Genomic DNA, 26,792 nt, shown 5'->3' with positions numbered 1-26,792 from the left:
TTGAGTTTCCGATTGTCAAAGATGTAAACAGTATTCAAGGAGTACAAACAGATGTCACGCAAAAGGCCGCAACCACCGGTCAAACCGTTTAAGAAAAAGCCGAATCCACTCAAGGCCGCCAAGATCACGACCATCGATTACAAGGATGTTGCCTTGCTCCGCAAGTTCATCTCCGATCGTGGCAAGATTCGCTCGCGTCGTATCACCGGTGTGACCGTGCAGGAACAGCGCAAGATCGCCACCGCCATCAAGAATGCTCGCGAAATGGCTCTGCTGCCATACGCGACCACCGGCCGCTGAGGGGAGCGTTTATCATGGCTAAGGAAACCAAGGTTATTCTCACCACCAGCGTTGCGGATCTCGGTCACTCCGGTGACGTCGTAGAGGTCAAGTCCGGTTTTGCCCGCAACTACCTCATCCCTCAGGGATTGGCATTTGCATGGAGCAAGGGCGCCGCTGCACAGATCGAAACCATGCAGCGTGCACGCCGTGCTCAGGCACTCGCCACACGCGAGGATGCCATTGTCGCAAAGAACGCCATCGAAGGCACCACCGTGGAAATCTCCGCCAAGGTGTCCGAGTCGGGCAAACTCTTCGGCGGTATCTCCAATGATGTCATCGTCGAAGCGCTCAAGACGAAGGCAGCTGTCCAGGCCAAGGCCATTCACGTGGATCCTATCAAGACCACCGGTGACTTTGCCGCCACGGTTGCTCTGCATCCGGAAATCTCCGCCAACTTCACCGTCAAGGTTGTGGCTGAGTAGTCGCGCAGATTCATATACGCATAGGACGGGGTCGGAACCTCAAGCTATTGAGAGGTTCCGACCCCGTCCTATGCGTTTTCAGCTATTTTCCGACTGATACGACGGTTGTGTAGGGAAATGAAAGTAGAAGCGAGGAGAAACCCTTGAAACTCGCTGCGATACCGGGTCAGTTACTTGCAATCTACTTGGAAATCCCTACACAAACGGTGAATCCGCTGATATGCGTCAGAAATTGCCGCCGTTCCAGCCCCAATCAGTGGTCGCCGTATAACGAATGTACGTTCTGTCTTCCGGAATGCCCAATTCGGTGCTCAGCGCCTTCATGATGGACTTGGTGAGCTGCTCCCATGCAGAGCCGGGCACGCTGCTGCCGAAAACGTTGACTTCCACGTATGCCGCAGCTTTGCTGTCGTCGCCGCCGAAATAGATGGGCATATTGTCCTCGAAGGGGCACATCAGCCAACCTTCGGATTTACCCGGAACCGCGGTGATCGCCTGGCCATAAGCGCTTTTCAAGTGCTCACGCTGTTCCTGAGTGGTGGATGTGCTGACATGGGTGTGAATGACTGGCATGGTTCCTCCTGATACTGAGCTGCCGTGATGGGCTCAACACCTCAATTGGTGTTGAGCCCATGCTGCTTGCTTGAGTTCTCTATCGGATACTATCGCTTAATTCTGGCAGGGAGCAGATGCCGCTGCGTTTGCAGAGTCGGAGCTTCCGTTATTTGCCGGCCGTTCTTGCCGGGAACGGGTTGTGGTGAATCGACCACTGACCAAGACGGTGCGCGAAAGAACGGGTGTTGACGGTTTTGTCGGGCGACGGGGCGTCGAGCAGCCATTTGCGGATGATGAAGTTCCAGACAGCCACGATAACCGTGGCTACCAGCTTGGCGATATTGGTATACAGCACGTACTTCCCGTGCATCGTGTCAATGGCATCGGCCGGCAGGGATGCTGTTCCCATCCAAAGAATCACGTCGTTGATGAGTAGGCCGATGGCGGCTGAGATCAGGAAAATGACGATTTCCATCCACCGTGCCATGTCCTCACGGTGTTTGAACACCATGGACATGCTGAGCAGATAGTTCACCGCCAGCGACACCAGGAAGGAGATGGTTCCGGCGGGCACGTTGCCCATGTGGAGGTACCGGACCAGTAGGTTGAGGATGCCGATATCGATGATGAAGGCGATGACGCCGACGACACCGAATTTCGCGATCTGTGCGATGAGTTTTTTCACAGTTACCTATTGAAACATATCCAAGGGGCAACAGACTGAGAATCTCCGACCTTTACGCAAAGACATCGCATAGTGCAGGCTGTAGGGGAGCAGGGTGCAGGCTTAGATCGTCACCTGTGTCAGCGTGGGCTTTTCGGTGCTGCTGCGTATCTGTCGCAGTCCGATGAAGGCGATAAGGAGCGAGGCGAGCGCCAGGGCGGTGACCACGGCGAAACCGCCATGAGAGCCGCTGCTGTCAATAAACTGCCCCGCCACGGCCGACCCCACCGATGCGCCTATGGCGTTCATCGCCCCCATCCAGGCAACGCCTTCGGTGAATCTGGTTGGTGGGACCAGATGCAGGATAAGTTGGTTGCCGTTGATCCAGGTCGGTGCCTGGCAAACGCCGATGATGAGGTAGATGATCATGATTACCCACAGATGCTTGGCGAACAGGAAGGTACCAATGCCCAGATTTACCACCAGCAAACAGAAGTAGAAGCGTTTCCACAGCGGGATGATCCAGTTCTTCGCCCCATACATGATCGCGCCGAGGAGCGAACTCAACGAGAAGCACGCGAAGACGAAACCCGTGTACTGCTCCATATGCTGCTCGCGTGCAAAAGCCACAATGGAAATGGCGGCAGCGCTTTGGAATGCTCCGAGTCCGAACCATGTGACGCATACCGCCACAAGTCCCGGCCCCCAGATTGACTGTTTGCCGACTTCACCCTGAATCTCCGCCGCTATCGCCGCTTCCCTGGCACGATATTCCTTTCGTGTAAGACCGGATTCACGAGCCAGTCGAGACTGCGACGGAGGTTCCGTGCTGAGTTCGGTGAGCATCATCAGCGCCCCGACGATCACGCAGACGCCGGTGAACGAGAAGGCCAGCAGACCTGAAATCACCGCAAGAATCGAAGCCAGAGGATTGCCGATAACCCACATGCACTCGTCGAATACGCCCGACAACGACAGAGCACGGTCGGTACGAATTCTGTCGCCCTTCAGCAGATGGGTCCAGCGCCCGCGGCTCATGGCTCCCCATGGCGGTATTGCGGCAAGGAACGGCGTTATACAGTACAGGACCCACTCAGGTGCCTTAGCGGTGATGCAACTGATCAGAGCCGTCGATGCTATGATCCAGACGATGACGGTCGGGATGGAAACCTGGCGCTGACCGAATTTGTCGACCAGCTTGCCCAAGAGAGGACCGACAATCGCCAAGGCGACGGCCTGCACCGCGGTCAGCGCTCCGGCAAGTGCGTAACTACCGTAATAATGCTGTACGGAAATGGTGATGGTCATGCCGACCATCGGGAATGGCATCGAGGCGATGACCGAGCCGATGGCAAAACGCGCGGTGTGCGGCATGCGCAGGAGTTCCGCGTAACCTCCGAATACGCGATTGCCGATATCCCGCAAAGCGTGACCCATCTGATTGACCATGTGCCGTGGTTGCCTTTCCTTCTGAATTGGTGGACGTGGTGGTTGGTGTGTGGGTGTGTCTGTGGACAACGGAGCAGAACACAGCACTCCCGAATCCCATGTGTTGTGTTGTGCTGTCGCGCATACGAATGCGCCTCGGTTCCCAGATGCCGAGGGATGCGCTGCCCTGCGATGGTGCCCCATACCGATTGTGTTATATATCGATTGCGTTGTATGCAAGGCATACTCTATATGTCCTCTGTACACGACACGCTGTATATGGTGATGGCGAATTCGACTGTGCCATGACCCATGAGGATGTACTGTCCTCCTGACGATAACCGACTGTGTGAAGGGCTGGTCATATGACAACGACGACAGTGAGTTTGGTTCGGCATGGCGAGGTATTCAATCCCGAACATGTGCTCTACGAGCGTCTTCCCGGTTTCCACCTTTCTGCTCGTGGTCAGCGCATGGCACGTGCGACCGCACAATACATAGCCCGGCAACCGGCGCTCTGCGATGCGGTGGCGGTATTCTCCTCGCCTCTTGACCGCACACAGGAGACATCGCAGGCGATTCTGGAATCCCTGAACGAGGAAAGAGACAACAGAGGACAGGGTCCTTTGGCGCTCGCTCTCGATGAGCGCATCATCGAGGCAGGGAATGAATTCAGGGGCAAACGCATCGGACACGGTGACGGCGCCGTGTGGCGCAAAGGCAACATCGGTCTTCTGCACAATCTGTGGAAACCCAGTTGGGGGGAGAGTTACCGGCAGATTGCCCAGCGGATGGGAGACTTCGTGTACGAAAAGGTCGACGAATACCCGGGTGAGCATATTATCGCGGTGAGCCATGAATCCCCGATCTGGACTTTTCGACATCTTCTGGAAACGGGAAGGGCTGAGCATAATATGCTGCTGAGGCACACGGGCTTGGCCTCTATCACCACCATCACTTTCGACAACACCACGAAACTGCCTGTGTCCATTGAATATGCGGATCCCGCTGCCGCGGTCATCTGAGCCTGCTGTTCTCTGTTGCCCAAGAAGGCCGCTTCGGTGTCTATGATGGAGCAAGCCAAGCGCTGAGCGTCGATGATGATGGTGACACCATGCTGCGATGCATCGGCGAAGCGAAAACAAGGGGGTAAAGATGGCCACGGTAATCAAGACGAATGACATCGGACGTGTAGCGATGTTGCCTGCGTTGCGTGATGCGGCAGCTGCCGCTGCGGAACTGGTGAAGCTGTGGCCGCTCAGCGAGGCCCTGCAGATGGACAATGACGCGAAATACGCGGAAAACCTGCAGGTGCGTATTACGCAGACCATCGCACGGATTCTCACCGGAGAGGACGTTACGGTTCCCGATGCCGAATATGTCTATGAGGGAGCCGCGGAAATCCCCGGACGTCCGCAGACCGTCGTGGACGCACTGCTCCGTGCGAATGAGGCCTATGACGCCATCTCCGCATATTCCGAGAGTGGCGACGCCAAGTTGGTTATGGCCGCTTCGGCCATGCTGGGCGTTGATTGGGATCAGAATACCGTCAATACGGTTGCCGAAAGTCTCGAAAGCATAGGCTCATCCTTGGGTCTTTCCGATGACGGGCTGAAAGCCACACTGGACCCCGAAGGCATAGCCCAGCGTTTTGCCTTGTCGATTGTCTCTATCGACACTCTGTTGGATGCCATCGGCGTCGACGATCCAAACCAGCCGCAGCGGGCTCTACCGGCTCTGATTTTCTTTAACGAACTTCAGGAGCGTCTGGCTATTCCCAGGGTGTTCCTCAGCGATCATGACTTCACGGGAATGCTCAACGCGCGCACCGAAGGGTCGGTCAAGCTAATCAGCTTCGCAGAGTTCATTGCTCCGCTTGCGCAGAGGGAGTGGGAGAAACACCTCGAAGACGTGCTGTGGGACCCGAATGTCGCCAAGGAGCAGGCCAAGGCGGAGGACGAGCGCAAGAACAAGGAAGCGCTTGCCGCCAAATTCGCCCATGTGCAGAATAACGATGACGGCAAGGAACACGTCGAGCTATAGCTCTTCAAGTTTTGGCGTGTAAGGCCCCAATACGATAACTGCACTAAAAGGACAGCAGTGTGGTAATAATTCTTCCGAAAAGCTGTCCTTTTAGTGCAGTTATCGCCTCTCGGCTACTTCGCTATTCGGCTTGTCGAACCGTGCGCCTGAAGCGTTGCTGTTCAAACACATGAATATGATCCACAGTATCCCGCCTACGGCCGCCATGCACACCAGAATAAGGACAAGGGCAATCAGCGAATGCGTATCTCCCGGATACCCCTCGATGGTGCCGTTGGCAGCGACGTACTCCAGCAGATTCTGCAGCCGACCGGTAACGAACAGGTTCAGTCCGATGGATGCGGCATGGGTCAGCAGGGTGGGAAGCACGATCCACCAGCCGCTGAGGTTGGCATCGTGCAGACGTCGTACTCCGACGGCCAGCCACGGGATGAATAACGCCAGTTCCCATGCGTAGCCGGCCCAGGTGTTGACTGATGGTGAGATGAGTCTCAGCGGTGACAGCACCACGGTGGTGACGATGACGCTGAACAGCACCATCCACCAGACCTCGCCCCGTGAAGCGCGTCCGGAGAATATGGCGTATTTGGCGAAGAAACGCTGGATGGCCTTACCGAATCCGATACCGTACCAAGGGGAGTACAGCGGTGGTTCCTGCCCGAAGGCATTGCCGCTCGCGTCGTATTGCGGGGGTATCTGCGGCAGTGTGCTCGGCGCGGAGGCCTGCTGGGCGTACTGGGGAGTGCTTTGGGAAGTGTACTGGGGAATATACTCGGGAACGCGCTGCCCGTATTGTGGCGGGGCCTCATCGCTCGGAGCCTTCGGCGCCTGCTGCTGATCCGGGGCGTATTGCCCGAATTCAGGTAGTCGCTGGTCCTGCTCCCGTGGATCGGTATTGTCTGGATTCATGCGCTTCCTTCGCTCTCTCATTGATGACGTGTACTTCGGAAACCGACTTGTACGTCACGTCGGCGGTAAACGTCGGCGGTGGTGACACCGTTGTTGTGACACCGTGGTGCTGAAATCATGGTGTTTGTGGTTACGGATAATTGTAGATTACGGCAATGCTGCCGGAACGTGCATGCCAGCGATACTCATGAATCCTGGTTGTCGGCCCCGATCACCAGCAATTCAGCAAGGCTGATCAGCCCAAGCAGCAGGCCGGTGAGCACGACGATCACCAGGGTGGCGGAAAAAATCAGCGGAGTTCTGAAGGAATTGAAAGCCGCCTGCAGCCATATGCCAAGTCCGTTGCGTGCTCCGAGATATTCGGCGGTGGCTGCCGTAGCGAAGACATATGCCGCACTGACCCGCAAGCCGGTGAATATCTGTGGCGCGGCGACTCGCAACGTCACATGCCATAACGTCCATGAGCGAGTGGCACCGCAGGTCAAAGCCACATCGGAGAAGAACCGGGGGACGGCGCTCAAACCCCGAAGCGTCTGCACGGCAATGGGGAATATCGCGAAGACCGCAGTGATGACGATTTTTCCTGAAGGTTCGAAACCGAACCAGATGATGAATAGCGGAGCTATGGTGATCAGTGGGATGGTCTGGGCTCCGGCAAGAAGAGGATAGACGCTGGCTCGCAGACCTCTCCAGACATACATGGCCATGCCGATGCCGACACCGAGGACGACCGCTGCCGCGAAGCCCAGAATTCCTTCATAGGCGGTGACCGCGCTTGCCTCCATGAGCCCGGGCCAGGTTTCCACGGTCGCGGAGGCGATGGCGCTAGGTGCAGGAACCGTTCGGGGGGATATGCCGGAATATCGCACAGCCGCTTCCCATACGGCCAACAGTATGACTATCAGCAGGGATGACGGCAGCAGCCAGATTGCAAGGTGGCCGCTTTGTCGATGGCGTGCAGGTGATGCGTTCATACCAGGGCCATTATTGTTGCGCATGGGCGTTCGAGGCTGCGGTGTCCACGTAGCTGTTGGTGGACAGCTCGGAAGCCTGCGGAGCCTTGTCTATCTTGTTTCCGGACGCATCGGTATAGGTCCCGGCGGACTGCTGGAAATTCAGATAGTCCTGACTCTCCTGCACATTCAACTTCCCGGAAAGCGATGTGCCGTTCTCCTTGCCGGTCCAATACCCGCCCTTGACGATGTCCTCCATCGAGGTTTTGGCAAGCGTGGCGTCGAGATTGGCTTCCTTGGCTTGTTTTACCAGCAGGTCGGCAGCGGTATCCGGATGTGAGAGGGCATAATCATATCCCTTGATGGTGGCGGTGATGAAGGACTGCAGCTTCTTCTGATTCTTGGTGTTGTTGAGCCAGGAAGAGTTCACTGCGAAACCGAGTTGGTCGGGGTTGCCGGGGACTCCCCAATCCGAGGCGACGAAGCAGTTCAGGGCAGGGCCGTTGAGTTTGCTCTCCACGTTCTCCCATGTGACGTAGAAGCCTCCGAAGTCGCCTTTCCCGCTGCTCAGGGTCTGGAAGGTATTCGTGCCGGCCGTCGCCGTTTGGAAGTTGCCGTTTCCTCCGGCGGATTTGATCATCTGTCTGATTACCGCCGTCTGCTCGGCAGATCCGAAGCTCACGAAGGTCTTGCCGTCGAAATCCTTGGGAGTCTGTATATCCGTTCTTGAAGCAAGCGAGCACCAACGGGCCACAGGCTTCTGCGTGAGGTCGAATACATAGCGCAGGGATGCGCCTTGCGCATTGAATGCCGCCACATTGCTCAGAGTGGTGAAGCCGATGTCGGCGACACCGTTCTCAACCGAGGTCTCGGCGCCCGCCTGAGCAGTGGGCAGGATGTTGACGTTGATGCCCGCGTCTTTGTAATATCCGAGTGATTGGGCCGCGTATATCCCCACATGGTTCGTATTCGGAGTCCAGTCGAGCATGAAGGTCACCGGTTCATCTCCGCTACCGCTGTTCGTGCCTCCGCATGCCGCGGATGCCGCGACCAGCGCCAATCCGCATGCCGCTGCGACGACGCGTGCGATGCTCTTCCCTCGTGAACGTATTCCCAACTCTGTTTCACCTTGCCTTCTGCGCGTTCCGCGCGTTCAGGTCCGGTGAACCGCGACGGGAAGGTGAAAGAAGCCCGCGCGATGCACCAGACCTCCGCATTGCTCCTCTGAGAGGAGGGTGCGGTTGCTGATAAACCTCAAAGGCACGGCTGCTGCCACCAACCGCGCGAACATAGTCATTATAGGCGAAGCGCGAGGGGCTTGCCGAGCTGCTCGTCATTGAGTTGTGCTCGGCTGGTCACGTATGGTTGGAGTGTCGGCGTTGTTGTCAGCTAGGGGAGTGAACGTGAACACTAAGTTCGGCACCATGTACCGCACTGTCGTATCTTCGGATGAGCAGGATGGGCCATTGCCTTTGCTACTGACCATGCTGACTTTCGTGACCGGTCTGGTGGATGCCTTCAGCTATCTGCTCCTAGGCAGAGTGTTCGTGGCGAACATCACCGGCAGCCTCATGTTCCTGGGCTTTGCGCTCGGAGGTGCCCCCGGCTTTTTCTGGGAATCGTACGTTCTGGCGCTTGTGCCCTTTCTGATAGCCGCAGCATCCGGAGGGCTGCTCATCAAGGCCTTCGGCAGGCATCGTGGCCGGCATCTTCTCGCATCCCTGGTGTTGCAGGATGTGGTAGTTGCGGTGGCCCTGCTGATTGCCTTCATCATGCCTATCGAAGAGACCGTCACCATGCAGATTCTCACCGTATTGCTTGCAGCCTCCTTCGGTTTGCAGAATTCGACGGTTCGCGCATTGAAGGTACCGGATATGACGACTACGGTGCTGACCTTGACGATGACCGGAATCGCGTCGGATCTCAGTAAGGAGGGGTCCGGACGCGGGCAGTTGAGGCGCCGCTCTGCTTCCATCCTGAGCATGGTCTCCGGTGCGATTATCGGGACTCTGGTTATTCGATACCTTGAATATCGACTGGTTCTGGTCATCACTTTCGTCGTCATACTGGTATGCACCCTGCTTTCCCTCCGGCTGCGCAATTCGAAGGCGCCCTGGACTCAAAGCAGAACCCTCTAGCTTCGTAGCTCGCATGGCGGAGCGCTTTGTCGATGCCGGCGGGGAGGTGAAAGCGCATCCTGTCGACCGGCCCGTGCGGAATGTCCGGCGTGTCTTGTTCGGGGTGTGCCCGGAGGGGCATCATGGTGCGGTTTCTGCAATCTGGTTGATTGCGCTGTTCTCAGGAATTTCATAAAAACCCTACATATGGGGATTATTTGCATATTCATCCCTAGATATGGTGATGGCGGTGGTATCGTTTGGGTTGTTGGATAAATGACAGACATGTAGTTCCGTCAGTGTGAGGTGGAAGAGATTTATGGAGAGTCAGCTGCTGGATAACGCCGAGAGCGTTGTTGAAGAAGGTTCCGAAGACGGTCAGAAGACTGCGGGACTTCTTGTGGAGAAGAGGGACGGACGAATCGTCGATTTCGACCCCGTCAATATCGTCAGTGCCGTCGAATCGGCATATCAGGATGCCGGTGAGGAAGTAGGCCCTCAGGAGAGCCAGACCATTCACGCCATCGCCGAACAGGTCGAAGGCGAGGTTCGAGACAGGTACACCAAGCCAGTCAAGATCGAGGATATCCAGAACCTTGTCGAGCATGCGCTTATCAACGGTCACCACTATGAAATAGCGCGTTCCTACACGACATACCGTCTGAGCCGCGACATCGATCGCGCCAAGGCCACTGACGTCAACGAGGCAGTGAATCGACTGACCAGCAAGGATGAGACCCTCGTCCGCGAGAATGCCAACAAAGACAGCAACGTCTACGCCACTCAGCGAGATTTGCTGGCAGGTGCGGTGAGCAAGGCCTCCGCGCTCAATATGCTGCCGAAAGAGGTGGCCAATGCTCATCTCAAAGGCGATATACACTTCCACGACGCCGATTACTCGCCTTTCACGCCGATGACCAACTGCTCGCTGCCCGACTTCGGTGACATGCTGAAGCACGGTTTCGCGTTGGGCAACGCGATGATGGATTCTCCGAAGTCCATCGGCACCGCCTCGACGCAAATCACCCAGATCATCAAGGATATTGCCGGGTGCCAGTATGGCGGTCAGACCGTCAACCGTTGCGACGAGATGCTCGAACCATACGCCCGCTTGGATTATCGCAAGAATCTCGATATGGCACAGGCCGTTATCCCCGACAACGCTCCGATTGAGGTGGCGCGTCAAAGCGTCGAGAACCTCAAGGCCAAGGAACCGGGATGGCTGCATTTCGAGAATCGTGAGGCGCTGCCGGCGGATACCCCATTCGATAGCGACGTTTCCGAGCTTGAGCAGGTACGTCAGGAATATGCCAAGATTCTTACGCGTAAGAACATTTACGACGCTATGCAGACGATGGAATATCAGATCAATTCGAATCGCGTCAGCAACGGTCAGACGCCTTTCGTCACGGTAGGTTTCGGTTTGGGACAGTCCTGGTTCTCCAGGGAAATCCAACGTGCAATTCTGCTGATCAGAATTCGCGGTCTCGGCAAGGAACGTCATACGGCGATCTTCCCGAAGCTGGTGTTCACCATCAAACACGGCATCAACGCCGACGAGGGCGATCCGAACTACGATCTTAAGGAACTCGCGCTCGAATGCGCCACCAAGCGCATGTATCCGGACGTCGTGTTCTACGACAACATCGTGAAGATCACCGGTTCCTTCAAGGCTCCGATGGGATGCCGCAGCTTCCTGCAGGGCTGGATCGACCCGAAGACTGGCGAGGACGTCGAGGACGGCCGCATGAATCTGGGTGTGGTCACCGTCAACATCCCTCGTATCGCCTTGGAATCACGTGGTGACAAGGATCGTTTCTGGAAGATATTCGACCAGCGGATGGATGTGGCGCATCATGCGATGCAGTTCCGCATCATGCGATGCAAGCAGGCCACTCCGATCAATGCTCCCACGCTCTTCCAATACGGTGCCTTCGGCCGTCTTGATCCGAGTGAAAAAGTGGACTCGCTCTTCCGCGATGAGCGTTCGACCATTTCACTGGGCTACATCGGTCTGTATGAGGCGACCGCGGTGTTCTTCGGCAAGGATTGGATGAAGGACCATTCCTGGGACGAGGACGGCAAGGAATTCGCGCTCAGCATCGTGCGTAGGATGAACCAGCTCTGCGCGCAGTGGGCCAAGACCGAGCGGTATCATTACTCGGTGTACTCCACGCCGGCGGAAAGCCTGACGGATCGTTTCGCCCGTTTGGACAAGGAGAAGTTCGGCTCCGTGGAAGGCGTGACCGATCATGACTTCTACACCAACAGCTTCCACTATCCTGTCTGGCTGCGTCCGACACCTATGGAGAAGCTCACATATGAGCGTGACTTCCCGTATCTCGCCAGCGGTGGTTTCATCAACTACTGTGAGTTCCCGACCTTGCAACAGAACCCGAAGGCTCTTGAGGCCGTCTGGGACTTCGCCTACGGTATCGGCATAGGGTATCTGGGGACGAACACCCCGATAGACCACTGCTTCGAGTGTGGATTCGAAGGCGACTTCGAGCCCACCGAAGAAGGATTCAAATGCCCGGAGTGCGGCAACAGCGATCCCGCCAAATGCAATGTGACCAAGAGAACCTGCGGATACCTCGGCAATCCGGTTCAGCGCCCGATGGTGCATGGACGTCATGAGGAGATTGCCCATCGCGTCAAGCACATGGCCGGTGAGACGGGGCATGTGGTGCTCAAGGACGGATCCACCAGGGAATGGTGGGATGACGCCAAGTAAAGATGAGAACGGGGGTGAGCTGTGATGGGTGACGCATTCATCGCAACCGCCCCTGGGCGCCGTGATTTCGCCCACGGAGAGGCGGGACGTGGACCGGGAGTGCCATCCGGTCTGACGAACAATCCCAGGGCAGGACAGTGGGACGGACGCAAACTCAGCAGAGGTATCGTCGCCGATTACAAGCGCTTCGTGGTCACCGACGGCGAAGGCATCCGCTGTTCCATCTACGTCAGCGGCTGTCCGTTTCATTGCGAAGGCTGCTGGAATGCTTCGATATGGAATTTCCGTGCGGGGCATCCCTACACGCCTGAACTTGAGGAGCGGATATTGGCCGATATGGCTCTGCCCTATGTGCAGGGTCTGACCTTGCTCGGCGGTGAGCCGATGCTCAATACGCCGATGCTCAATCCGCTGGTGCATAAGATCCGTGAGCGCTTCGGGCAGAGCAAGGACATCTGGTGCTGGACGGGCTACACATGGGAGGAGTTGATGCGTTCCGGCGAGACTCCCGACAAGGCTGAGCTGCTGGCTGATGTCGATGTGCTGGTCGACGGACGCTATCTGGAGTCGGAGAAGAACAGCCTGCTGCAATTCAGAGGTTCCTCGAATCAGCGGGTGATTGATGTGAAACGTTCTCTCGCTGCGGGTGAGCCCGTAATCTGGGCCAAGCTGCACGATCAGGAGCGCTTTATCCCGGAACTCTATGGCAAAGACCGCGACGAAGAGCAGAAGGCGTAGCGGCTGATTCGATGTGAACTGTGCGTATGCACACGTGAGGATGCGCGATTTGTGCGCTTCACATGCGCACACGCACAGTTTCGTATGGTCGGGAAGTGCGGAGTTTTCGGGGGAGCGCCGGTGCCGAGAATAGGTGCGTTTGTGTAGGGATTATTGCTGAGATCTTGTTCTTCGAGGAAACCGCTTGACGGTATTCCGCCATTTTCAAGCTGTTCAGGGCCGTATGTATATGAAAATCCCTACACAAACGGCGAAGCGATGAAGGCGAGTGGGAATTTGCACGTTTTCTATGCCAAAGCCCGTGCCTGCAGGGGATGAGAACCCTTGCGTCAAGACTCCTCTTCGCCGTTGCGCCGTATCTCAGTGCCAATGACCGCCAGAATCACAACGATTGTGGTGCCGATAGGCGACATCTGCGGGTAGAGGAAACAACTCAGCGCGACAACACCCACACCGAGGGCGTACCAGATGTCTCCGGCGCGTCCGAGGCAATGGCGCAGCATTAACACCCACACGCCTGCAAGGAATATCAGTACAGGGAGTCCAAGAGCTGCAGGAGCCAATCTTGCGGCCATTCCCGAGCCTTCCAATGCGTCCACCAATAGTTCGATGCCTGCCGAGAAGGCTCCTGCAGCGGCGAAAATCAGATAATGCCCATAAGCGAAGAACATCGTGGAACGATTGCCCAATATCTGCCTGTTCTGGTCACGGGCGAAATACACCCACCACATGCCCGCCGCCATCAGAATCCCGCATGCTGCCAGTGTCAGCAACCGGGCTATATGCTCACCACGACCCAGAGCATCAACCAACACATTGGCTGCCGCCAGAATGGATTCACCGAGAACGATAAGAGTGAAGGCACCATAACGGTCGGTGATGTGGCCGGGATTCCAGGGTGTCGTTCGATGGGATTCCGCCAATAAGGGCACTGCGATTTCCGCAGCCGCCAATATGGCAAAGCTGACAATCGCCAGATTCGCGGGCAAGGCGAGTCGCAGCAGCCAGGCAATCTGCACAGCGACCACGCCGATGACATATCGGATTGCGGTTCCACGAAACTCCTCGCTGGAGGCGCTCGCTCGCAGCCACTGCCCGACCATCGCCAATCGCATCAGCACATAGCCCAGAGTGACGATGGTCAGATTGCCCTCGTCCATTCCCTCCGGCACTCCTGCGGCAAGCACCAGGGCGCCGACCATCTGGACTATGGTCATTACCCTGTACAGCCAATCGTCGGTGGCGAAGGACGTGGCGAACCAGGAGAAGTTCATCCACGCCCACCAGATGGCGAAGAATACCATCGCATACATCATCAGACTGTTGCCGATATGGCCTGTCGACTCGAGGTTGTGAAGTCGTTGCGAGGCGAAGGAAACGGCCACCACGAAGACCAGGTCGAAAAAGAGCTCCAAAGAGCTGGCCGAGCGATGCGTCTCTCGAGGATCTCGGGGCAGCATCGGGCGCAGACCAAAACGAGAAGACCCGTGTGGTTGTTGGTGCGACGTTGACATGTGCTCTCCCGCCTGCTTGTTCAGCCCCAGACTACACAATCCACGGGCGAATAAGAGACCATGCTGATGAACGCAGGTCCCGTAGCTCTCGGTAGGTCAGAGGAATGCCGTTACGTGCTGTTTCCTTCCGTCCCGTTGCCGCGGCACAATAGGGACATGACCCAAGAGACTTCTCAACAAGATTCAGCCGCAGCAGTTGCGGATATTGCATCGGATACCAAAGCCAAGCATTCACAGCACATCGCGTTGCCTGATAACGTTCGTGTGCGTTTCTGCCCGTCGCCGACCGGCACGCCGCATGTGGGGATGGTGCGCACCGCACTGTTCAACTGGGCCGAGGCCCGTCACACCAAAGGAACCTTCGTGTTCCGCATCGAGGACACCGACGCCGCTCGTGACTCGCAGGAGAGCTACGACCAGATCATCGAGGCCCTGCGCTGGCTCGGTCTGGACTGGGATGAAGGCATCGAAGTAGGTGGACCCGACGGCCCGTACCGCCAGTCCGAGCGCACCGACATCTATAAGGATGTGGCCGCGAAGCTCGTCAAGGCAGGGTATGCCTATGAGTCCTTCTCGACCTCCGAGGAGATCGAGGCACGTAACATCGCCGCAGGTCGTCCCAAAGCCTTTGGATACGACGGATACGACAGGACTCTCACCGAGGAGCAGAAACAGGCCTTCCGTGATGAGGGCAGGAAACCGGCCTTGCGCATTCGCATGCCCGAGGATGACGTGGCGTTCGATGATCTCATCCGTGGGGAGATTGTCTTCAAGGCCGGTTCGGTTCCCGACTACGTTATCGTGCGCCCTAACGGTGACCCGCTGTATACGCTGACCAACCCGGTTGATGACGCGCTGATGCGCATCAACGTGGTGTTGCGCGGCGAGGATCTGCTGAGCTCCACACCACGGCAAATCGTGTTGTACAGAGCATTGATCGAGCTGGGCATCGCCAAGGAGATGCCGCTCTTCGGCCATATGCCGTATGTGATGGGCGAAGGCAAGAAGAAGCTGTCCAAGCGTGACCCGGAATCCAATCTCTTCCTGCATAGGGAGCACGGTTTCATTCCCGAAGGGCTTCTGAACTATCTCGCCTTGCTCGGATGGTCAATCGGCCCTGACCGCGATGTGTTCAGCATGCAGGAGCTTGCAGACCATTTTGACATTCGCGATGTCAAGGCGAATCCTGCGCATTTCGACATCGACAAGGCCGTGGCCATCAATGCGGAGCATATTCGCATGCTCGATGAGGACGACTTCCTGCGCCGCTCGATTCCATACCTCTTCCGCGACGATGCGGTTTCCGCAGAAACATGGGATGACTTGACCGACCGTGAGCGGACGGTGCTGCAGACCGCTGCGCCCTTGATTCAGCCACGCGTGCGCTTGCTGAGCGAGGTTTCCGGTATGGCCGGCAGTCTGCTGAGCACTGCGGAGTATCTGGAGCCCGAGGCCGATGCCCGTAAGCAGCTGAAGGCCACCGCCGGTGAAGTGCTTGAGAAGGCCATAGCCGCGTTGGATGACGTGTCCGACGAGAATTGGCGTACGGACACCCTTCACGAACTGCTCAGCACGGTTCTTGTGGAGGAAGGTGGCTACAAGCCGCGTCTGGCTTTCGGGCCGATTCGCGTGGCGGTCTCCGGTCGGCGTGTTTCCCCGCCGTTGTTTGAATCCATGGAGATTATCGGCAAGCATGTGACACTCGCAAGACTGCGCGGCTTGCAAAACAACTTATAAGCATGTATATTCTGTATCCGCTGCGTTTTTTCTCCGGAAGCGACGCAACGGATAACAGAAGAAGGCCCCCATCGTCTAGCGGCCTAGGACATCGCCCTCTCACGGCGGTAACACCGGTTCAAATCCGGTTGGGGGTACGACGGACGCGGCAATCGTCTTTACGGTTGTTACGCCAGCCAATTGGGGTATGGTGTAATTGGCAACACGGCTGATTCTGGTTCAGTTGTTCTTGGTTCGAGTCCAGGTACCCCAGCCAATATGAAAGCCCTACAGCCACAACGACTGCAGGGCTTTTTCCGTGTTCAATTCATCCCGGTTTCGGTGAATCATGTGTGCCATAGGTGTGCCAAACATCAACGAGCCAAGCAGGAAAACAGCAAGCCCTGCCGAAGCGGGGCTTCTGCCGAGGACGCGGAGTTGGTCAGAGGGTGAAATTCCCCGATAAGTGTTGTGGAGTCACCGGGTCATACGCCGTTAAGGTGTTCTTGACCTTCGAGTTTGTCCCTATGGGCGACAATGGTGCTCAGTATGAATTTGAAAAAGTGGGAGTCGGCAACGGAGTGGCCGCTGACGGCCCTTTCATTGTTGTTCCTGGTGATATACGCGTGGCAGATACTTTCGGAACCCATAGGAATTTGGAATCGCGCTGCAGAGTTCTCCATGAATGCGCTTTGGGTGGTATTCGGGGTGGATTACGTGGTTTCACTGTTGTTGGCGGAGAGGAAATGGGAGTGGTTCAAACATCATGTGTTCGATCTATTGGTCGTTCTTCTGCCCATGGTGCGACCGTTGCGTGTGCTTCGTGTGTTGACCGCGTTGAATGCCTTGCATCGAACAAGCGGCATGGCTCTGCGAGGCCGTATCACCATGTATGTGGGAGCATCGGTTACGCTCATCGTGTTTATAGGGTCATTAGCCGTTCTGGACGCTGAACGCTCCGCACCTGGGGCTTCGATAAAGACTTTCGGCCAGGCTTTGTGGTGGACCTTCGTGACCATTACCACTGTCGGATATGGTGACTATGCGCCCGTCACATCGACCGGTAGGGTGATAGCTTTTGTGCTTATGCTCGGTGGCATAGCGCTGATAGGGGTTGTGACCGCCACTCTGGCTTCGTGGATTGTCGATGAGGTCAGTGCCGAAGAGCATAAGGAATCGAGCATCAACCACGAGGAAGTCGAAGAAATATCACATAGGTTGGAACGTATTGAAAGGAAACTAGATGATTCCGAGGGCCGAGGCGTTGCTATGGTCACAGGCAACCCAGTTGAACCGAAAACAGCAGGTCCCCATGCTATTGAGATGGACCCGCACATGATACCGATTCGGGACAGCAAGTAGGACTTGACCTCCTCGTCATAGTGTTGAAACGATCAGCTTGCGTCTGCGCGGATGTTGTTCGGACATCATAGGTTATCTGATTTAGCGCTGTGCTGTAGTCCAGGTAACGCCATTGGTCTCCTTCCCGACATTCCCTGAATGTATATCAGAAAAGAATCTTAACGCCGCCTGTGACATCCTGCAGGCGATGTAAACGATTCGCAGTTCGTTACTCAGGTATACCATTGTTGGACTGGCATCCGAAATAGGAGGAAGACTTGCAGGAGACAGAGCCGATATCGATTGATGCTGCTGAGACGGCATTGCAACAGGCCATGCGGAATAGCGATGTGGCAGCCTTGGACCGGATGATTTCAGATGACCTCGTGTTCGTCGGCATCGATGGGAAGAATCTGAGCAAACAGGATGACTTGGAGTCCCATAGAAACGGCACGACCAGATTCGAGCGTTTGGACGAGATTTCTCGACGCTGCTCCAGCGCCGGAGAAGGTAAGACCACGGGGTCAACCGAAGTCGTTGCGGATGTGGTGAATGTCATCAACGGCGAAAGGGTTAAAGGGCGGTTGCGCTGGCATCGTGAATGGAAGCTCACTGATGGGCGCTGGCAGGTGATTAGAGGCTCGGTGAGCATCGCCGGATGAGCGGTTGAATCACTGTTTTCGCCGCTCATGCCGGCGTATGCGGTTCCTTTGGGTCAGAGTGTGCTCCAGCCTCCGTCCGAGTTCACCACGGAGCCTGACACATTCGCCGAGTCATCGCTGAGCAGCCAGGTGATGGCGGCGGCCAATTGTTCTGCCGAGGCGGGTGCAGGGGCCATCGAGAAGGCCTGCCCCAAGACTTCCATCGCATATTCGGATTTGAAGGGAGCCTCGATATTCGTCACCACTCCTCCAGGTAGGACGGCATTGGTCCGGACCCCTTTGCGCGTGTAGAAAGCGGCGTTGTTTTTGGTGATGCCGATAACCGCATACTTCGTGGCGGTGTACGCCACACCAGCCGCCAGGCGTGTAGCGGCTTCGGACGATACGTTGACTATAGACCCTTTTCCTGCATCGAGCATGACCGGCAGCACGGCTCTGGAAAGCTTCATCACCGCGGTCATATTCACTGCGAGTACTCGGTCCCAGGTTGCATTGTCGACCTCGGCGTTGGGCAGAAACCCATCGGTTATTCCGGCATTGTTGACCAGGCCGTCGATGTGCGAGCCCGCCAGGTTCACGATGCCATCTATAACCGTCTCATCACAGATATCGCCGGCCAGTGTTTCCAGTTTTGCCCTTGGATGTGACGCCGTGAGGTCCTCAAGACGTTGCGCGCTGATATCGGTGGCGATAACCCTTCCGCCCTCGTCGAGCAACCTTTCAGCCGTGGCTTTGCCGATGCCTGATCCTGCTCCTGTGACGATGATCGTCTGATTGTCGAATCTTGTCCCCATTGACATTGTTCCTCCTTTGTACAAGGTAAGAACATCGTATAGGTTCTCGTGAAAAAACTCACCATATGCCATTGCCAGATGCACATCCTGAGAGCTGTGTGAAGCTCAGAGATGGAGTCGGGGCGATGATGCAATGCGAGAGGGCGGGGCGACATCGATAATCCATGCAATACGAACGAATCCCTCGCGCCGGCGTGTATTCCACAAGCGTCTGCCGCAATGAGTGCATATGGCAATAATGCCGACGGTTGCTATGCGGCGGCCATGTACAGGTGATAGAGCACCGGCACAAAAATCAGTAGCCCCACGATGAGAATCAGCATGCCCCAACGTAGCAGCGGCTTTGTCGCGCCGTCCCAGGCGGGGAGATTCCTGTAAGCCCTAAGTTTGAAAGATGCGCTGCCCAGGCTGAGGACGATGAAGCCCGTCACCGTAACGCCCAATCCAATCCAAAATCCTATCTGATACCAATCCATAGCCTAGAGAGTATAAGCAGCAAGGATTGCCCGGTATCCTTCGAAAGAGTGACATGCGTCGTCGTCCTGCAGGATGATTCTGATGCTGCTGCCCGGCAGTCTGGTGATAACACCGAACGCCCGCCGCGATCCGATGCCTTGGATGAGCATTGACGTCGGAATTTCAGCGGAGAAGCTCCATGACATGTTCGGCGATGATGCGCTGGTCAGGGTTGAGACCGGTGTTGGGCGTCACTGCGTAGAAGTGACGTATGAAGGCTTCGCCCGGATCGAAGGTCCGCACATTCGGAGGAACGCAGTTCTCCGACAGCACGGTGCACCCCACTCCCGAGGCGAGTACCGAACGAATTTTTTCGTTGCTGTCCAGCTCGACCATATGCGTTGGGCTGATGTCGAATGTTCGGAAGAACATATCGGTGAAATACCGCACGCCGGAGCCGGACTCTCGCAGCAGCCACAATGCGTCAGAAGAGATGTCGGGGAACGCGTTGAGTGACGTCGACGAATTGCCGTGATGGTGTGAGACGGAAGCCTGGGATGCGGATGCGGCAGATGCCGCCGTTTCGGCGCTCGTATTGAATGCCAGAACGAGTTTGTCCTCGCCCAGCACATCGAGCCTCACCATGTCCGTATCCACGGGTTTTTCGATGATGCCCATATGCGCTTGTTTTTTGATGATGCCGTCGATGATCTGGTCCGAGTTCATCGTGTGGGCCGAGAACTGCATGGTGTCCAGCAGGCCGTCCAAGCCTCGGATGACCTTGGGCAGCAGAGTGCTGGAAGCCGTATGGGAAAGCAGCAGGGAGAACGGTGTTTTTCGGAAGTTGTGGGGATTCATGTGATAGACCGTGTCCGACCACTGCCTGAGTACCTCCGCGGCACAGGAATACAGACGTTTCCCCGCCGGTGTCGGAAGAAGTTGACTCTTGGCCCGCCTGATGAACAGGCGGAGACCGAATGCCGATTCCAGGGCGGCGATTCGTTTGGACACGGTGGATTGGGCGATGCCGAGCTCGTCTGCCGCCGCGGTGAATTCCCCGTTTTCAAAAACCGCTATCAGTGTTACCAGATGAGTGAAGCTCAGATCGTCGACGGTTGACACCCTTGGTCCTTTCGACTCGTCTGCATATTAAATTCCATATAAGAATAGATACCATGTTTAATAGTAATTTGAAGAATGGATATATTGAGTGCACAGTGAGGGTGTGAGCACAGCATCGAATATTCTGAATGGTTCACAAAACGGGCTTGGCGGCACCGATGGGGATTCGCGGGCCGGGTTGACGGGTCCTTCGGCGGAACTGGCAGCCGAAGCCCCTGAATCACGGTTGCGAAGCTATCATCGTTCCGTTCCCTTGCCCAAAGGTGGCCTGACCCTCGGCATACTGGCGCTTGGCGCGCTGCTGGGCATGATGTTCCCCGATGACGCCAACTGGCTGCATGTGCTGTTTGCGCTCTTGTCTCTTCCCTTCTTCTCCACCATCGTCATCAAATGCCTGATTCACCCCAGCATCGTTCTTGGCGAGGATATGTCCAATCCGATGGTTGCTCCGGTGTCCGCCACCGTGCTGATGTCGATGATGCAATATGCGAGCTACCTCGCCCCGCTGCCGGGCACCTGGCATGTTCTGGCTGTCGCATTATGGTATTTTGCCGTGAGTTGCAACATCATCCTCATGGTGCATATCACCAGCCGCTTCGTTATCCGTCGTTTCGAGCTCTCTGCCGTATATCCCACATGGTTTGTAGGCTTCGTGGGCATCGTGGTCGCCTCGGTGACCTCGCAGTCGCTTGGACAGCAGGCCCTCGGACTGCTGATTTTCTGGTGCGGACTGTTGCTGTATGGCCTGAGTTTCATCGTGGTGACCATGAGAATGCTTCGTATGCCGCTGCCGCAGGCCGCGCGCCCCTCCTTCTGCATCTACGCGGCGCCGATGAGCCTGTGCATCGCCGGTTACACCACCGCCGAGAGTCGTCCGAACGTCTATATGGTGCTGGTGATGGTGATATGCGCCCAGCTGCTCTTCGCCGTCGTGCTCACGCAGATGCCCCGACTGCTGCGTATTCCCTTCGCCCCCTCCTATGCGGCGATGACCTTCCCCTTCGTCATCACCGCGACAGCACTGCTGAAATCCCTCAGACTTTTTTCGGGCGTGGGCTGGGCGGTGCCCTCATGGCTGTTCGCCCTGCAGCATGTGGAAACCGCGTTTGCCTTCGTCATGGTGATGTATGTGATGTTCCGCTTTGCAAAACAGGCGATTGACCAGTGGCGGCGGACTGGGCGAGTATCGGGCGTGTGATCCGCATTCGTCGGGTCTGAGCAACGGGTCGTGATGAATTCGGCTTGGACTCTTTACACCTCCCCATCCTTTCCATAGAATCATGAACATTCATGCCGGATGTGTCAGGAACCATCCCCGCCGAGGGAATTGCCTGCAGAAGAATCGTTGACGGGAGAATACTGTGGGCAGAGGAATCCAGGGGGCCGTTCTCGATTTGCTGGGCGCTGCAGTGCTCGATCTCGAGGTGGTGGGTATACGGGAAGTATGCAATGGGACGATGAGAAGAGTCACCTTTTCCGCCGACCAGACTTTACCTGAAACTCTGCAGGGCCCCGCCGCGTGGTTGCGCTTATGGTTTCCTTCGGCAGATGGCAGTGCGGTGCAACGTGGATATACGATTTCGGACCTTTCCCCGAACGCGGATGCCTGTGATGTCGACTTTTTCAAGCATGAGAACGGAGGGCCTGCATCGCAGTGGGCGAATACCGCCAAACAGGGCGACCGCCTGCAGGCACAGGTGATGGGTTCTCGGCCTTTTCAACCCGGTGAGGGGCTCAAGGGCGTCGTCCTCTATGGGGATGAAACGGCATTCCCTGCCGTGTGCTCCATCATACGTAGTCTGCCGGCCGGTGTTGATGCCTCGGTTGTTCTGGGCGGCACCCATGATCTGTCCGCATTTCTGCCGAAACGTGAGGGCCAGTGCATCACGGTGCGATTTACGGGACGCGAAACACCAGCCAGCTGTGTTGAAAGAGTGCTGGAGGATTTGCGACACGATGGTGAGGGATTCGACAACTGGCAGTTCTGGGCCGCAGGAGAACGCGCCGCGGTTCAGGCGATGCGCCCGCTGGTGAGCCGACGATATCGTTTTCCTCGAAAGTCAGCGCACATTCAGGCGTACTGGATAGCGGGACGCGCTTTCTAGAAGACGGAAGGCGCCTCAATCATGTCCTGATACGGCAGGTGTGGCGGGACGCTCACCAATCCATCAGCTGTGCGATGCGGTTCGAAAATTCCGTTTCGTCAATGACGCCCAATTCGAAGAGATCCCGCAGTTCAACCATCTCCTGCAGGGTTTCACGGTCGAAGTCCCCATCCAACATGTAATCGTCCATCCGGCGATTATGGCACGCCAAGCTGTTGATTGGCTCCACGGAGCGTATTCGCTGACAGCAATGGGCATATGGGAAACAGGTGTATAGTAATCACCGAATACAGAGAATATATGAGGCCGGAAGGACCGGTCATAGACGAGATGTGTTTAGAAATTACGAGAAATATTATGCATAAAGGCATGCGAATTCATTCTGATAAAAACCAGAAGTGGGATATGGCGCGAAACGTGAGCGCTGAAGACAGGAAACTGCGTTCGACAGGCAATGAGACGAAAGCTCATACTCTGCGGTCGGAAGCCATCAAGGGCTTTCGTTCCATCGGGGTTGATTTCGCCAAATCCGACTTGGACGAGTACGTGTCAAGTGTTCTTGACGGACGCGATTACCGTTTCGTGATCACCTTCTAACCGCACCGACACGAATGCGCGCTTCAAGTGCGCATTCCTGTGGTGCACATACCATCGATTGCCGTGTGGAATGACTGAATCTCAGTCATTCCACACGGCAATCGTCATATTGAGTCGCATCACGTACGGCTTCCCCGTCCCGGTGCCTTCACACGAGGCCAAGGGTCGCAGGAGGTATCAGGAGTTTGCCGAGGGCCGATCACTGGAACTGCATGCCACCGTCGATGATGAGGGTCTGACCGGTCATGTAATCGGAGTCATGACCTGCAAGGAACGACACTCCTGCCGCCACTTCCGAAGGCTCGCTCAGACGACCCAGCGTGATGTCCTTCGAGAAAGTCGACATGCCCCAGTCGTCGTCTTTCCCGGCGTTGACCGCAACCTGGTGCGCTATGTCCATCATCATCGGTGTCTTCACTATTCCGGGAGCGAAGGAGTTCGCAGTGATGCCGTCCTTCGCCAGATCCTTGGCGGCGACCTGTGTCAGGCCGCGAATGGCGAACTTCGTGGAGCTGTACAGCATCAGATTCGCGTTGCCGACGACACCGGCCTGACTGGCCGCATTGATGATCTTCCCGCCGTGCCCGAGCGACTTGAATGCACTGACCGCAGCCTGCATACCCCAGATGCACGAGGCCACATTGATGTGGTAGACCTTGTCGAACAGCTCGGGAGTGATGGTATCGATCGGTGTGGTCGGTGCGATTCCCGCATTGTTGACCAACACATTCATATCGCCTAGGGCGTCGACTGCATTGCTCATCGCCGATGCGAAGCCTTCCCGGTCCGAAACGTCAAGACGGACGGCTACGGCGGTTCCTCCATTCTCGGTGATGGAGGCTGCGACTTCCTCGGCGAGTGTCATGTTGAGATCGGCGATCGCCACCGCGAAACCGTCGGCAACCAACCTGCGTGCGATGGATTCCCCGATGCCTTGTGCCGCACCTGTAATAAACGCTACTTCTTTGGACATGATGCAAACCCCCTTGTTGCTTCATCCGTGATAGAGGTCTCACACCACGAGGGCGTGCGACTGCATTAAGTATAAGTGGCAATTGCGCGAGATGATGTCGACAGTCTGCATGCGGTCCGGAGAGTGGCTTGGGTGCGGCGATTGCCGCAAACACGGATGCGGGAATCCGTGGCGCCAGACATGTCATTGATTGAGATTTCACAGATGTGAGATTTCACAGATGCGTGAAGTACTGTTGAATCATGATTGAAGCTCGACCATCGCGCAGCGCCGTTGGGGAATCGGAACAGTTTTCGCAGAGAGACGCGGTCTCGGTCTCGGCACGTCTGGGACGTCTGCAGTTCCATCATTCGGGTAAGTTCCGAGTCCTGCAGCTCAGTGATGTGCAGGACGGCCCCAAGGTTTCCGCCGATACCATCAGCCTTATCGCAGCCGCGTGCGATGCCTCGCGTCCTGACCTGGTGGTGTTCACCGGGGATCAGATTGCCGGATATGATGCGGCATATGCCAAAACCTTCAGGAAACGTCGCTGGAGCACCGGATGGGATGGCGTGTACGCGGCAGGACGCAGTGTCAGCAATTGGGTGGGCAGTGCGCTTCAGGGAATCAACGGGGGGCAGGTCCAGACTGCAGGAACGGCCGATGCGGGCGGAGATGGCCCGGCTCCTTCCTTGGCCGAATATGAGTACGCCGATGAAGGGCGTGAGAAGGACCTTGAGCTGACCAAGGACATGGTCAGACGGAGCATCGCGCAATTCCTGTCTCCTCTCATCGAAAGGGGAATTCCCTTTGCGGTGACCTACGGCAATCATGATTTCCAGTGTGGTCTGGATACGGCGCAGATGGATGCGATCTATCGGGAGTTTCCCGGGTGCTTGAATCCCGAGGCCACTGCGGCCCGTCCGACTCAACCGAGGAAGCAGCCCGGCTCGGGCCTGCCGAATCAAACCGTGTATGCGTGCGAGCCCGGTACCTTCGCACTTCCGGTGAGCGATCTCAATGGCAGGCGGAACGTATTCGGGCTGGCCATCGTGGATTCGGGCGATTATGCGAAAACAGGAGGATACGGGGTTCCTTCCCGCGCCGCTCTGACGTTCCTCTCGCAGATTCCTGCGCTGCTGCGGACCAAGGCGATGGTATTCCAGCACATTCCCATTCCCCAGTTCTACGAGCTGCTTCGCCCAGTGCCGACGACCACGCCATATGCCATTCAGGGCTATCGTGCTTACGATTCTCAGTGCTTTGTTCTCGACGAGAACAAGACGCTTGCGGGAAGCTATCTGGGAGAGGGTATCAGCTGCCCTGATACCGATTGCGGAGAGTTCGAAATCATGCGAAGGAGCGAAGGATATTTCGGGTTGTTTGCCGGGCATGACCACCGCAACGGTTTCGTCGGCAATTATGAGGGCATGATGCTCGGAGCCACACCGACCTGCGGCTTCGGTTCATACGGGCCTGTTCCACGCAAGCGCGCGGCGCGATTGTTTGAGTTCGATATCAGACATCCTCACAATCCCCGCACGCAGCTCCTGGAGTTCGGCGACCTGGTCGGTAAGCCGCAAACACACAAGGCCTATACCTTCGCGTTGAGCCATATGCCCAGTTCGACCGGTGATGCGGTGAATCTCCTGCGCAAACCCGGAGTTCTTGCAGGAGGACTGGCGACTTTGGCAGCGCTGTTCGCATCTCTGAGGGCATCGCGGAGAAGACGGTGAGCGACGAATGCCGTTGACGCCGTGCCGAGCGGCAGGCCGTGCTTAGAGGTTTGCCCCGGACAGGGGCGCGGCTTTGGCAATCGCATCCGAAAGATATTTGCCCGCGGCCATGACCAAGGGGGCATAGTGACGTCCCGGTGCCGTGCCCATACGGTCAGTGGGTCCCGATATCGAGATTGCCGCTATGACGCTACCCGAAGCGTTTCGTATCGGCGCCGATATGGAGGAGACGCCCGCTTCGCGTTCGTTCGAGGATTCCGCCCAACCGCGTTTGCGGACGGCCGCGAGCTTGCTGGCCGTGAATTTCGCATGACGAAGCCCACGGTGCAGACGTTCCGAATCTTCCCATGCGAGCAGTATCTGTGCGGCGGAACCCGCCTCCATCGAGAGCATCGCACCGACCGGAATGGAGTCGCGCAGCCCGCTGCTGCGTTCGACCGAGGCTATGCATACCCGCTGATCGCCCTGGCGGCGAAATATCTGCGCGGACTCGCCTGTACGGTCGAGAAGGGTCTGGAGGATCGGTCCGGCCGCGGTGAGCAGTCTGTCCTCGCCCGCAGCCGCCGCGAGCTCGGCGAAGCGGGAACCGAGCACGAAGCGCCCGTGCGAGTCGCGAAGGACGAAACGGTGGCGCTCCAACGCGATGGCGAGACGATGTGCCGTTGGTCGGGCGAGGTTCGTCGCCGCGACGAGTTGGCCCAGTGTGGAAGGACCGGATTCGAGAGCATCCAGTATCTTTACGGTTTTGTCAAGAACCCCGACACCGGAATGAATCTCGGAGTCATCTACGGGGGTGATGGCAACGGGGGGTACTGCCACGGGATTTTCGGCGTCGTTCCGCCGATTCTCGGTCACTTCTGGGAGGGATTCGCTGAAGGTCATAACAGCGATT

General features: G+C 56.8%; 27 protein-coding genes and 2 tRNA genes. 16 read left to right on the top strand and 13 right to left on the bottom strand.

The annotated features are described in order from the left end of the window. The first annotated feature begins 51 nt into the window (after nt 1-51). Both rpsR and rplI read left to right on the top strand, forming a co-directional pair. The gene (rpsR, locus tag DB51_RS08750; protein ID WP_034253280.1) at nt 52-300 is read left to right on the top strand and encodes a 30S ribosomal protein S18; all 249 of its coding nucleotides are present in this window, start codon (nt 52-54) and stop codon (nt 298-300) included. Between the two features lie 14 nt (nt 301-314). Then, the gene (rplI, locus tag DB51_RS08745) at nt 315-764 is read left to right on the top strand and encodes a 50S ribosomal protein L9 (protein WP_034253278.1); all 450 of its coding nucleotides are present in this window, start codon (nt 315-317) and stop codon (nt 762-764) included. A gap of 225 nt (nt 765-989) precedes the next feature. On the opposite strand, the gene DB51_RS08740 is transcribed toward rplI, so the two are convergent. The 3 genes from DB51_RS08740 to DB51_RS08730 form a co-directional block, all read right to left on the bottom strand. After that, entirely contained in the window at nt 990-1,337 is a 348-nt protein-coding gene (locus DB51_RS08740) for a phenylpyruvate tautomerase MIF-related protein (protein WP_034253276.1), read from the bottom strand. A 148-nt stretch (nt 1,338-1,485) separates the two neighbouring features. Continuing rightward, entirely contained in the window at nt 1,486-2,004 is a 519-nt protein-coding gene (locus DB51_RS08735; RefSeq protein ID WP_034253274.1) for a GtrA family protein, read from the bottom strand. A 102-nt stretch (nt 2,005-2,106) separates the two neighbouring features. Next, on the bottom strand, nt 2,107-3,432 hold the full coding sequence (locus DB51_RS08730) for an MFS transporter (protein ID WP_034253272.1): 1,326 nt from the start codon (nt 3,430-3,432) through the stop codon (nt 2,107-2,109). Nucleotides 3,433-3,776: 344 nt separating this feature from the next. On the opposite strand from DB51_RS08730, the gene DB51_RS08725 reads away from it, so the two are divergent. Together DB51_RS08725 and DB51_RS08720 are read left to right on the top strand one after the other, a co-directional pair. Further along, a complete protein-coding gene (locus DB51_RS08725; RefSeq protein ID WP_034253270.1) occupies nt 3,777-4,436 on the top strand; it encodes a histidine phosphatase family protein in 660 nt (219 codons plus the stop codon). Nucleotides 4,437-4,566: 130 nt separating this feature from the next. Continuing rightward, nucleotides 4,567-5,454 (top strand): hypothetical protein, encoded by an 888-nt coding sequence (locus tag DB51_RS08720; RefSeq protein ID WP_034253269.1) that lies wholly within the window; start codon nt 4,567-4,569, stop codon nt 5,452-5,454. A 99-nt stretch (nt 5,455-5,553) separates the two neighbouring features. Here DB51_RS08720 and DB51_RS08715 read toward each other — a convergent pair whose 3' ends face one another. The 3 genes from DB51_RS08715 to DB51_RS08705 form a co-directional block, all read right to left on the bottom strand. Beyond that, complete coding sequence (locus DB51_RS08715; protein ID WP_034253267.1) at nt 5,554-6,363, bottom strand: DUF805 domain-containing protein; 810 nt, start codon at nt 6,361-6,363, stop codon at nt 5,554-5,556. A 185-nt stretch (nt 6,364-6,548) separates the two neighbouring features. After that, nucleotides 6,549-7,337: an ABC transporter permease gene (locus DB51_RS08710; RefSeq protein ID WP_034253265.1), complete on the bottom strand. Its 789-nt coding sequence runs from the start codon at nt 7,335-7,337 to the stop codon at nt 6,549-6,551. Between the two features lie 10 nt (nt 7,338-7,347). Further along, complete coding sequence (locus DB51_RS08705; RefSeq protein ID WP_034253263.1) at nt 7,348-8,433, bottom strand: ABC transporter substrate-binding protein; 1,086 nt, start codon at nt 8,431-8,433, stop codon at nt 7,348-7,350. A gap of 286 nt (nt 8,434-8,719) precedes the next feature. Between DB51_RS08705 and DB51_RS08700 the strand changes: the two genes are divergently transcribed. The 3 genes from DB51_RS08700 to nrdG all read left to right on the top strand — a co-directional run bounded on the left by DB51_RS08700 (nt 8,720) and on the right by nrdG (nt 12,905). Continuing rightward, nucleotides 8,720-9,454, top strand: a complete 735-nt coding sequence (locus DB51_RS08700) for a YoaK family protein (protein ID WP_162174639.1) — start codon at nt 8,720-8,722, stop codon at nt 9,452-9,454. Nucleotides 9,455-9,752: 298 nt separating this feature from the next. After that, nucleotides 9,753-12,167, top strand: coding sequence for an anaerobic ribonucleoside-triphosphate reductase (gene nrdD, locus DB51_RS08695; protein ID WP_034253261.1), 2,415 nt, complete (start codon nt 9,753-9,755; stop codon nt 12,165-12,167). 24 nt (nt 12,168-12,191) lie between these two features. After that, complete coding sequence (gene nrdG, locus DB51_RS08690; RefSeq protein WP_084674657.1) at nt 12,192-12,905, top strand: anaerobic ribonucleoside-triphosphate reductase activating protein; 714 nt, start codon at nt 12,192-12,194, stop codon at nt 12,903-12,905. A 329-nt stretch (nt 12,906-13,234) separates the two neighbouring features. On the opposite strand, the gene DB51_RS08685 is transcribed toward nrdG, so the two are convergent. Beyond that, a complete protein-coding gene (locus DB51_RS08685) occupies nt 13,235-14,419 on the bottom strand; it encodes a low temperature requirement protein A (RefSeq protein WP_051867412.1) in 1,185 nt (394 codons plus the stop codon). A gap of 156 nt (nt 14,420-14,575) precedes the next feature. Here DB51_RS08685 and gltX point away from each other — a divergent pair, with 156 nt between their 5' ends. The 5 genes from gltX to DB51_RS08660 all read left to right on the top strand — a co-directional run bounded on the left by gltX (nt 14,576) and on the right by DB51_RS08660 (nt 18,138). Continuing rightward, nucleotides 14,576-16,156 (top strand): glutamate--tRNA ligase, encoded by a 1,581-nt coding sequence (gltX, locus tag DB51_RS08680; protein WP_051867411.1) that lies wholly within the window; start codon nt 14,576-14,578, stop codon nt 16,154-16,156. Between the two features lie 64 nt (nt 16,157-16,220). Then, nucleotides 16,221-16,293, top strand: a tRNA-Glu gene (locus tag DB51_RS08675). Nucleotides 16,294-16,337: 44 nt separating this feature from the next. Then, nucleotides 16,338-16,412: transfer RNA gene (locus DB51_RS08670), tRNA-Gln, on the top strand. A gap of 272 nt (nt 16,413-16,684) precedes the next feature. Beyond that, nucleotides 16,685-17,497 (top strand): potassium channel family protein, encoded by an 813-nt coding sequence (locus DB51_RS08665; protein WP_238548338.1) that lies wholly within the window; start codon nt 16,685-16,687, stop codon nt 17,495-17,497. A gap of 257 nt (nt 17,498-17,754) precedes the next feature. After that, nucleotides 17,755-18,138, top strand: a complete 384-nt coding sequence (locus DB51_RS08660; RefSeq protein WP_051867410.1) for a nuclear transport factor 2 family protein — start codon at nt 17,755-17,757, stop codon at nt 18,136-18,138. Nucleotides 18,139-18,191: 53 nt separating this feature from the next. Here DB51_RS08660 and DB51_RS08655 read toward each other — a convergent pair whose 3' ends face one another. From DB51_RS08655 to DB51_RS08640, 3 genes are all read right to left on the bottom strand, one after another. Next, nucleotides 18,192-18,938, bottom strand: a complete 747-nt coding sequence (locus DB51_RS08655) for an SDR family NAD(P)-dependent oxidoreductase (protein WP_034253260.1) — start codon at nt 18,936-18,938, stop codon at nt 18,192-18,194. Between the two features lie 245 nt (nt 18,939-19,183). Then, a complete protein-coding gene (locus DB51_RS08650) occupies nt 19,184-19,408 on the bottom strand; it encodes a hypothetical protein (RefSeq protein WP_034253259.1) in 225 nt (74 codons plus the stop codon). 163 nt (nt 19,409-19,571) lie between these two features. After that, entirely contained in the window at nt 19,572-20,510 is a 939-nt protein-coding gene (locus DB51_RS08640; protein ID WP_034253256.1) for a LysR family transcriptional regulator, read from the bottom strand. A gap of 103 nt (nt 20,511-20,613) precedes the next feature. On the opposite strand from DB51_RS08640, the gene DB51_RS08635 reads away from it, so the two are divergent. Beyond that, nucleotides 20,614-21,708, top strand: coding sequence for a TDT family transporter (locus tag DB51_RS08635; RefSeq protein ID WP_156958294.1), 1,095 nt, complete (start codon nt 20,614-20,616; stop codon nt 21,706-21,708). Between the two features lie 163 nt (nt 21,709-21,871). Beyond that, nucleotides 21,872-22,615: a siderophore-interacting protein gene (locus tag DB51_RS08630; protein ID WP_034253254.1), complete on the top strand. Its 744-nt coding sequence runs from the start codon at nt 21,872-21,874 to the stop codon at nt 22,613-22,615. 52 nt (nt 22,616-22,667) lie between these two features. Here DB51_RS08630 and DB51_RS10240 read toward each other — a convergent pair whose 3' ends face one another. Next, complete coding sequence (locus DB51_RS10240) at nt 22,668-22,805, bottom strand: hypothetical protein (protein ID WP_156958293.1); 138 nt, start codon at nt 22,803-22,805, stop codon at nt 22,668-22,670. 227 nt (nt 22,806-23,032) lie between these two features. Between DB51_RS10240 and DB51_RS08625 the strand changes: the two genes are divergently transcribed. Continuing rightward, entirely contained in the window at nt 23,033-23,212 is a 180-nt protein-coding gene (locus DB51_RS08625; RefSeq protein ID WP_156958292.1) for a hypothetical protein, read from the top strand. A 199-nt stretch (nt 23,213-23,411) separates the two neighbouring features. Here the strand turns inward: DB51_RS08625 and DB51_RS08620 are convergent, their stop codons facing one another. Beyond that, nucleotides 23,412-24,185 carry a (S)-acetoin forming diacetyl reductase gene (locus DB51_RS08620; protein WP_034253250.1) on the bottom strand — a complete coding sequence of 258 codons (774 nt, stop codon included), beginning with the start codon at nt 24,183-24,185 and terminating at the stop codon, nt 23,412-23,414. Between the two features lie 242 nt (nt 24,186-24,427). Between DB51_RS08620 and DB51_RS10470 the strand changes: the two genes are divergently transcribed. Continuing rightward, nucleotides 24,428-25,900: a metallophosphoesterase family protein gene (locus DB51_RS10470; RefSeq protein WP_051867408.1), complete on the top strand. Its 1,473-nt coding sequence runs from the start codon at nt 24,428-24,430 to the stop codon at nt 25,898-25,900. Between the two features lie 42 nt (nt 25,901-25,942). Here the strand turns inward: DB51_RS10470 and DB51_RS08610 are convergent, their stop codons facing one another. Continuing rightward, nucleotides 25,943-26,782 carry an IclR family transcriptional regulator gene (locus DB51_RS08610; RefSeq protein ID WP_034253248.1) on the bottom strand — a complete coding sequence of 280 codons (840 nt, stop codon included), beginning with the start codon at nt 26,780-26,782 and terminating at the stop codon, nt 25,943-25,945. Nucleotides 26,783-26,792: the final 10 nt, after the last annotated feature.

The sequence above is a fragment of the Bifidobacterium crudilactis genome (genome assembly GCF_000738005.1).
GTDB lineage: Bacteria > Actinomycetota > Actinomycetes > Actinomycetales > Bifidobacteriaceae > Bombiscardovia > Bombiscardovia crudilactis.
This window is presented reverse-complemented; position numbering and strand designations above follow the sequence as displayed.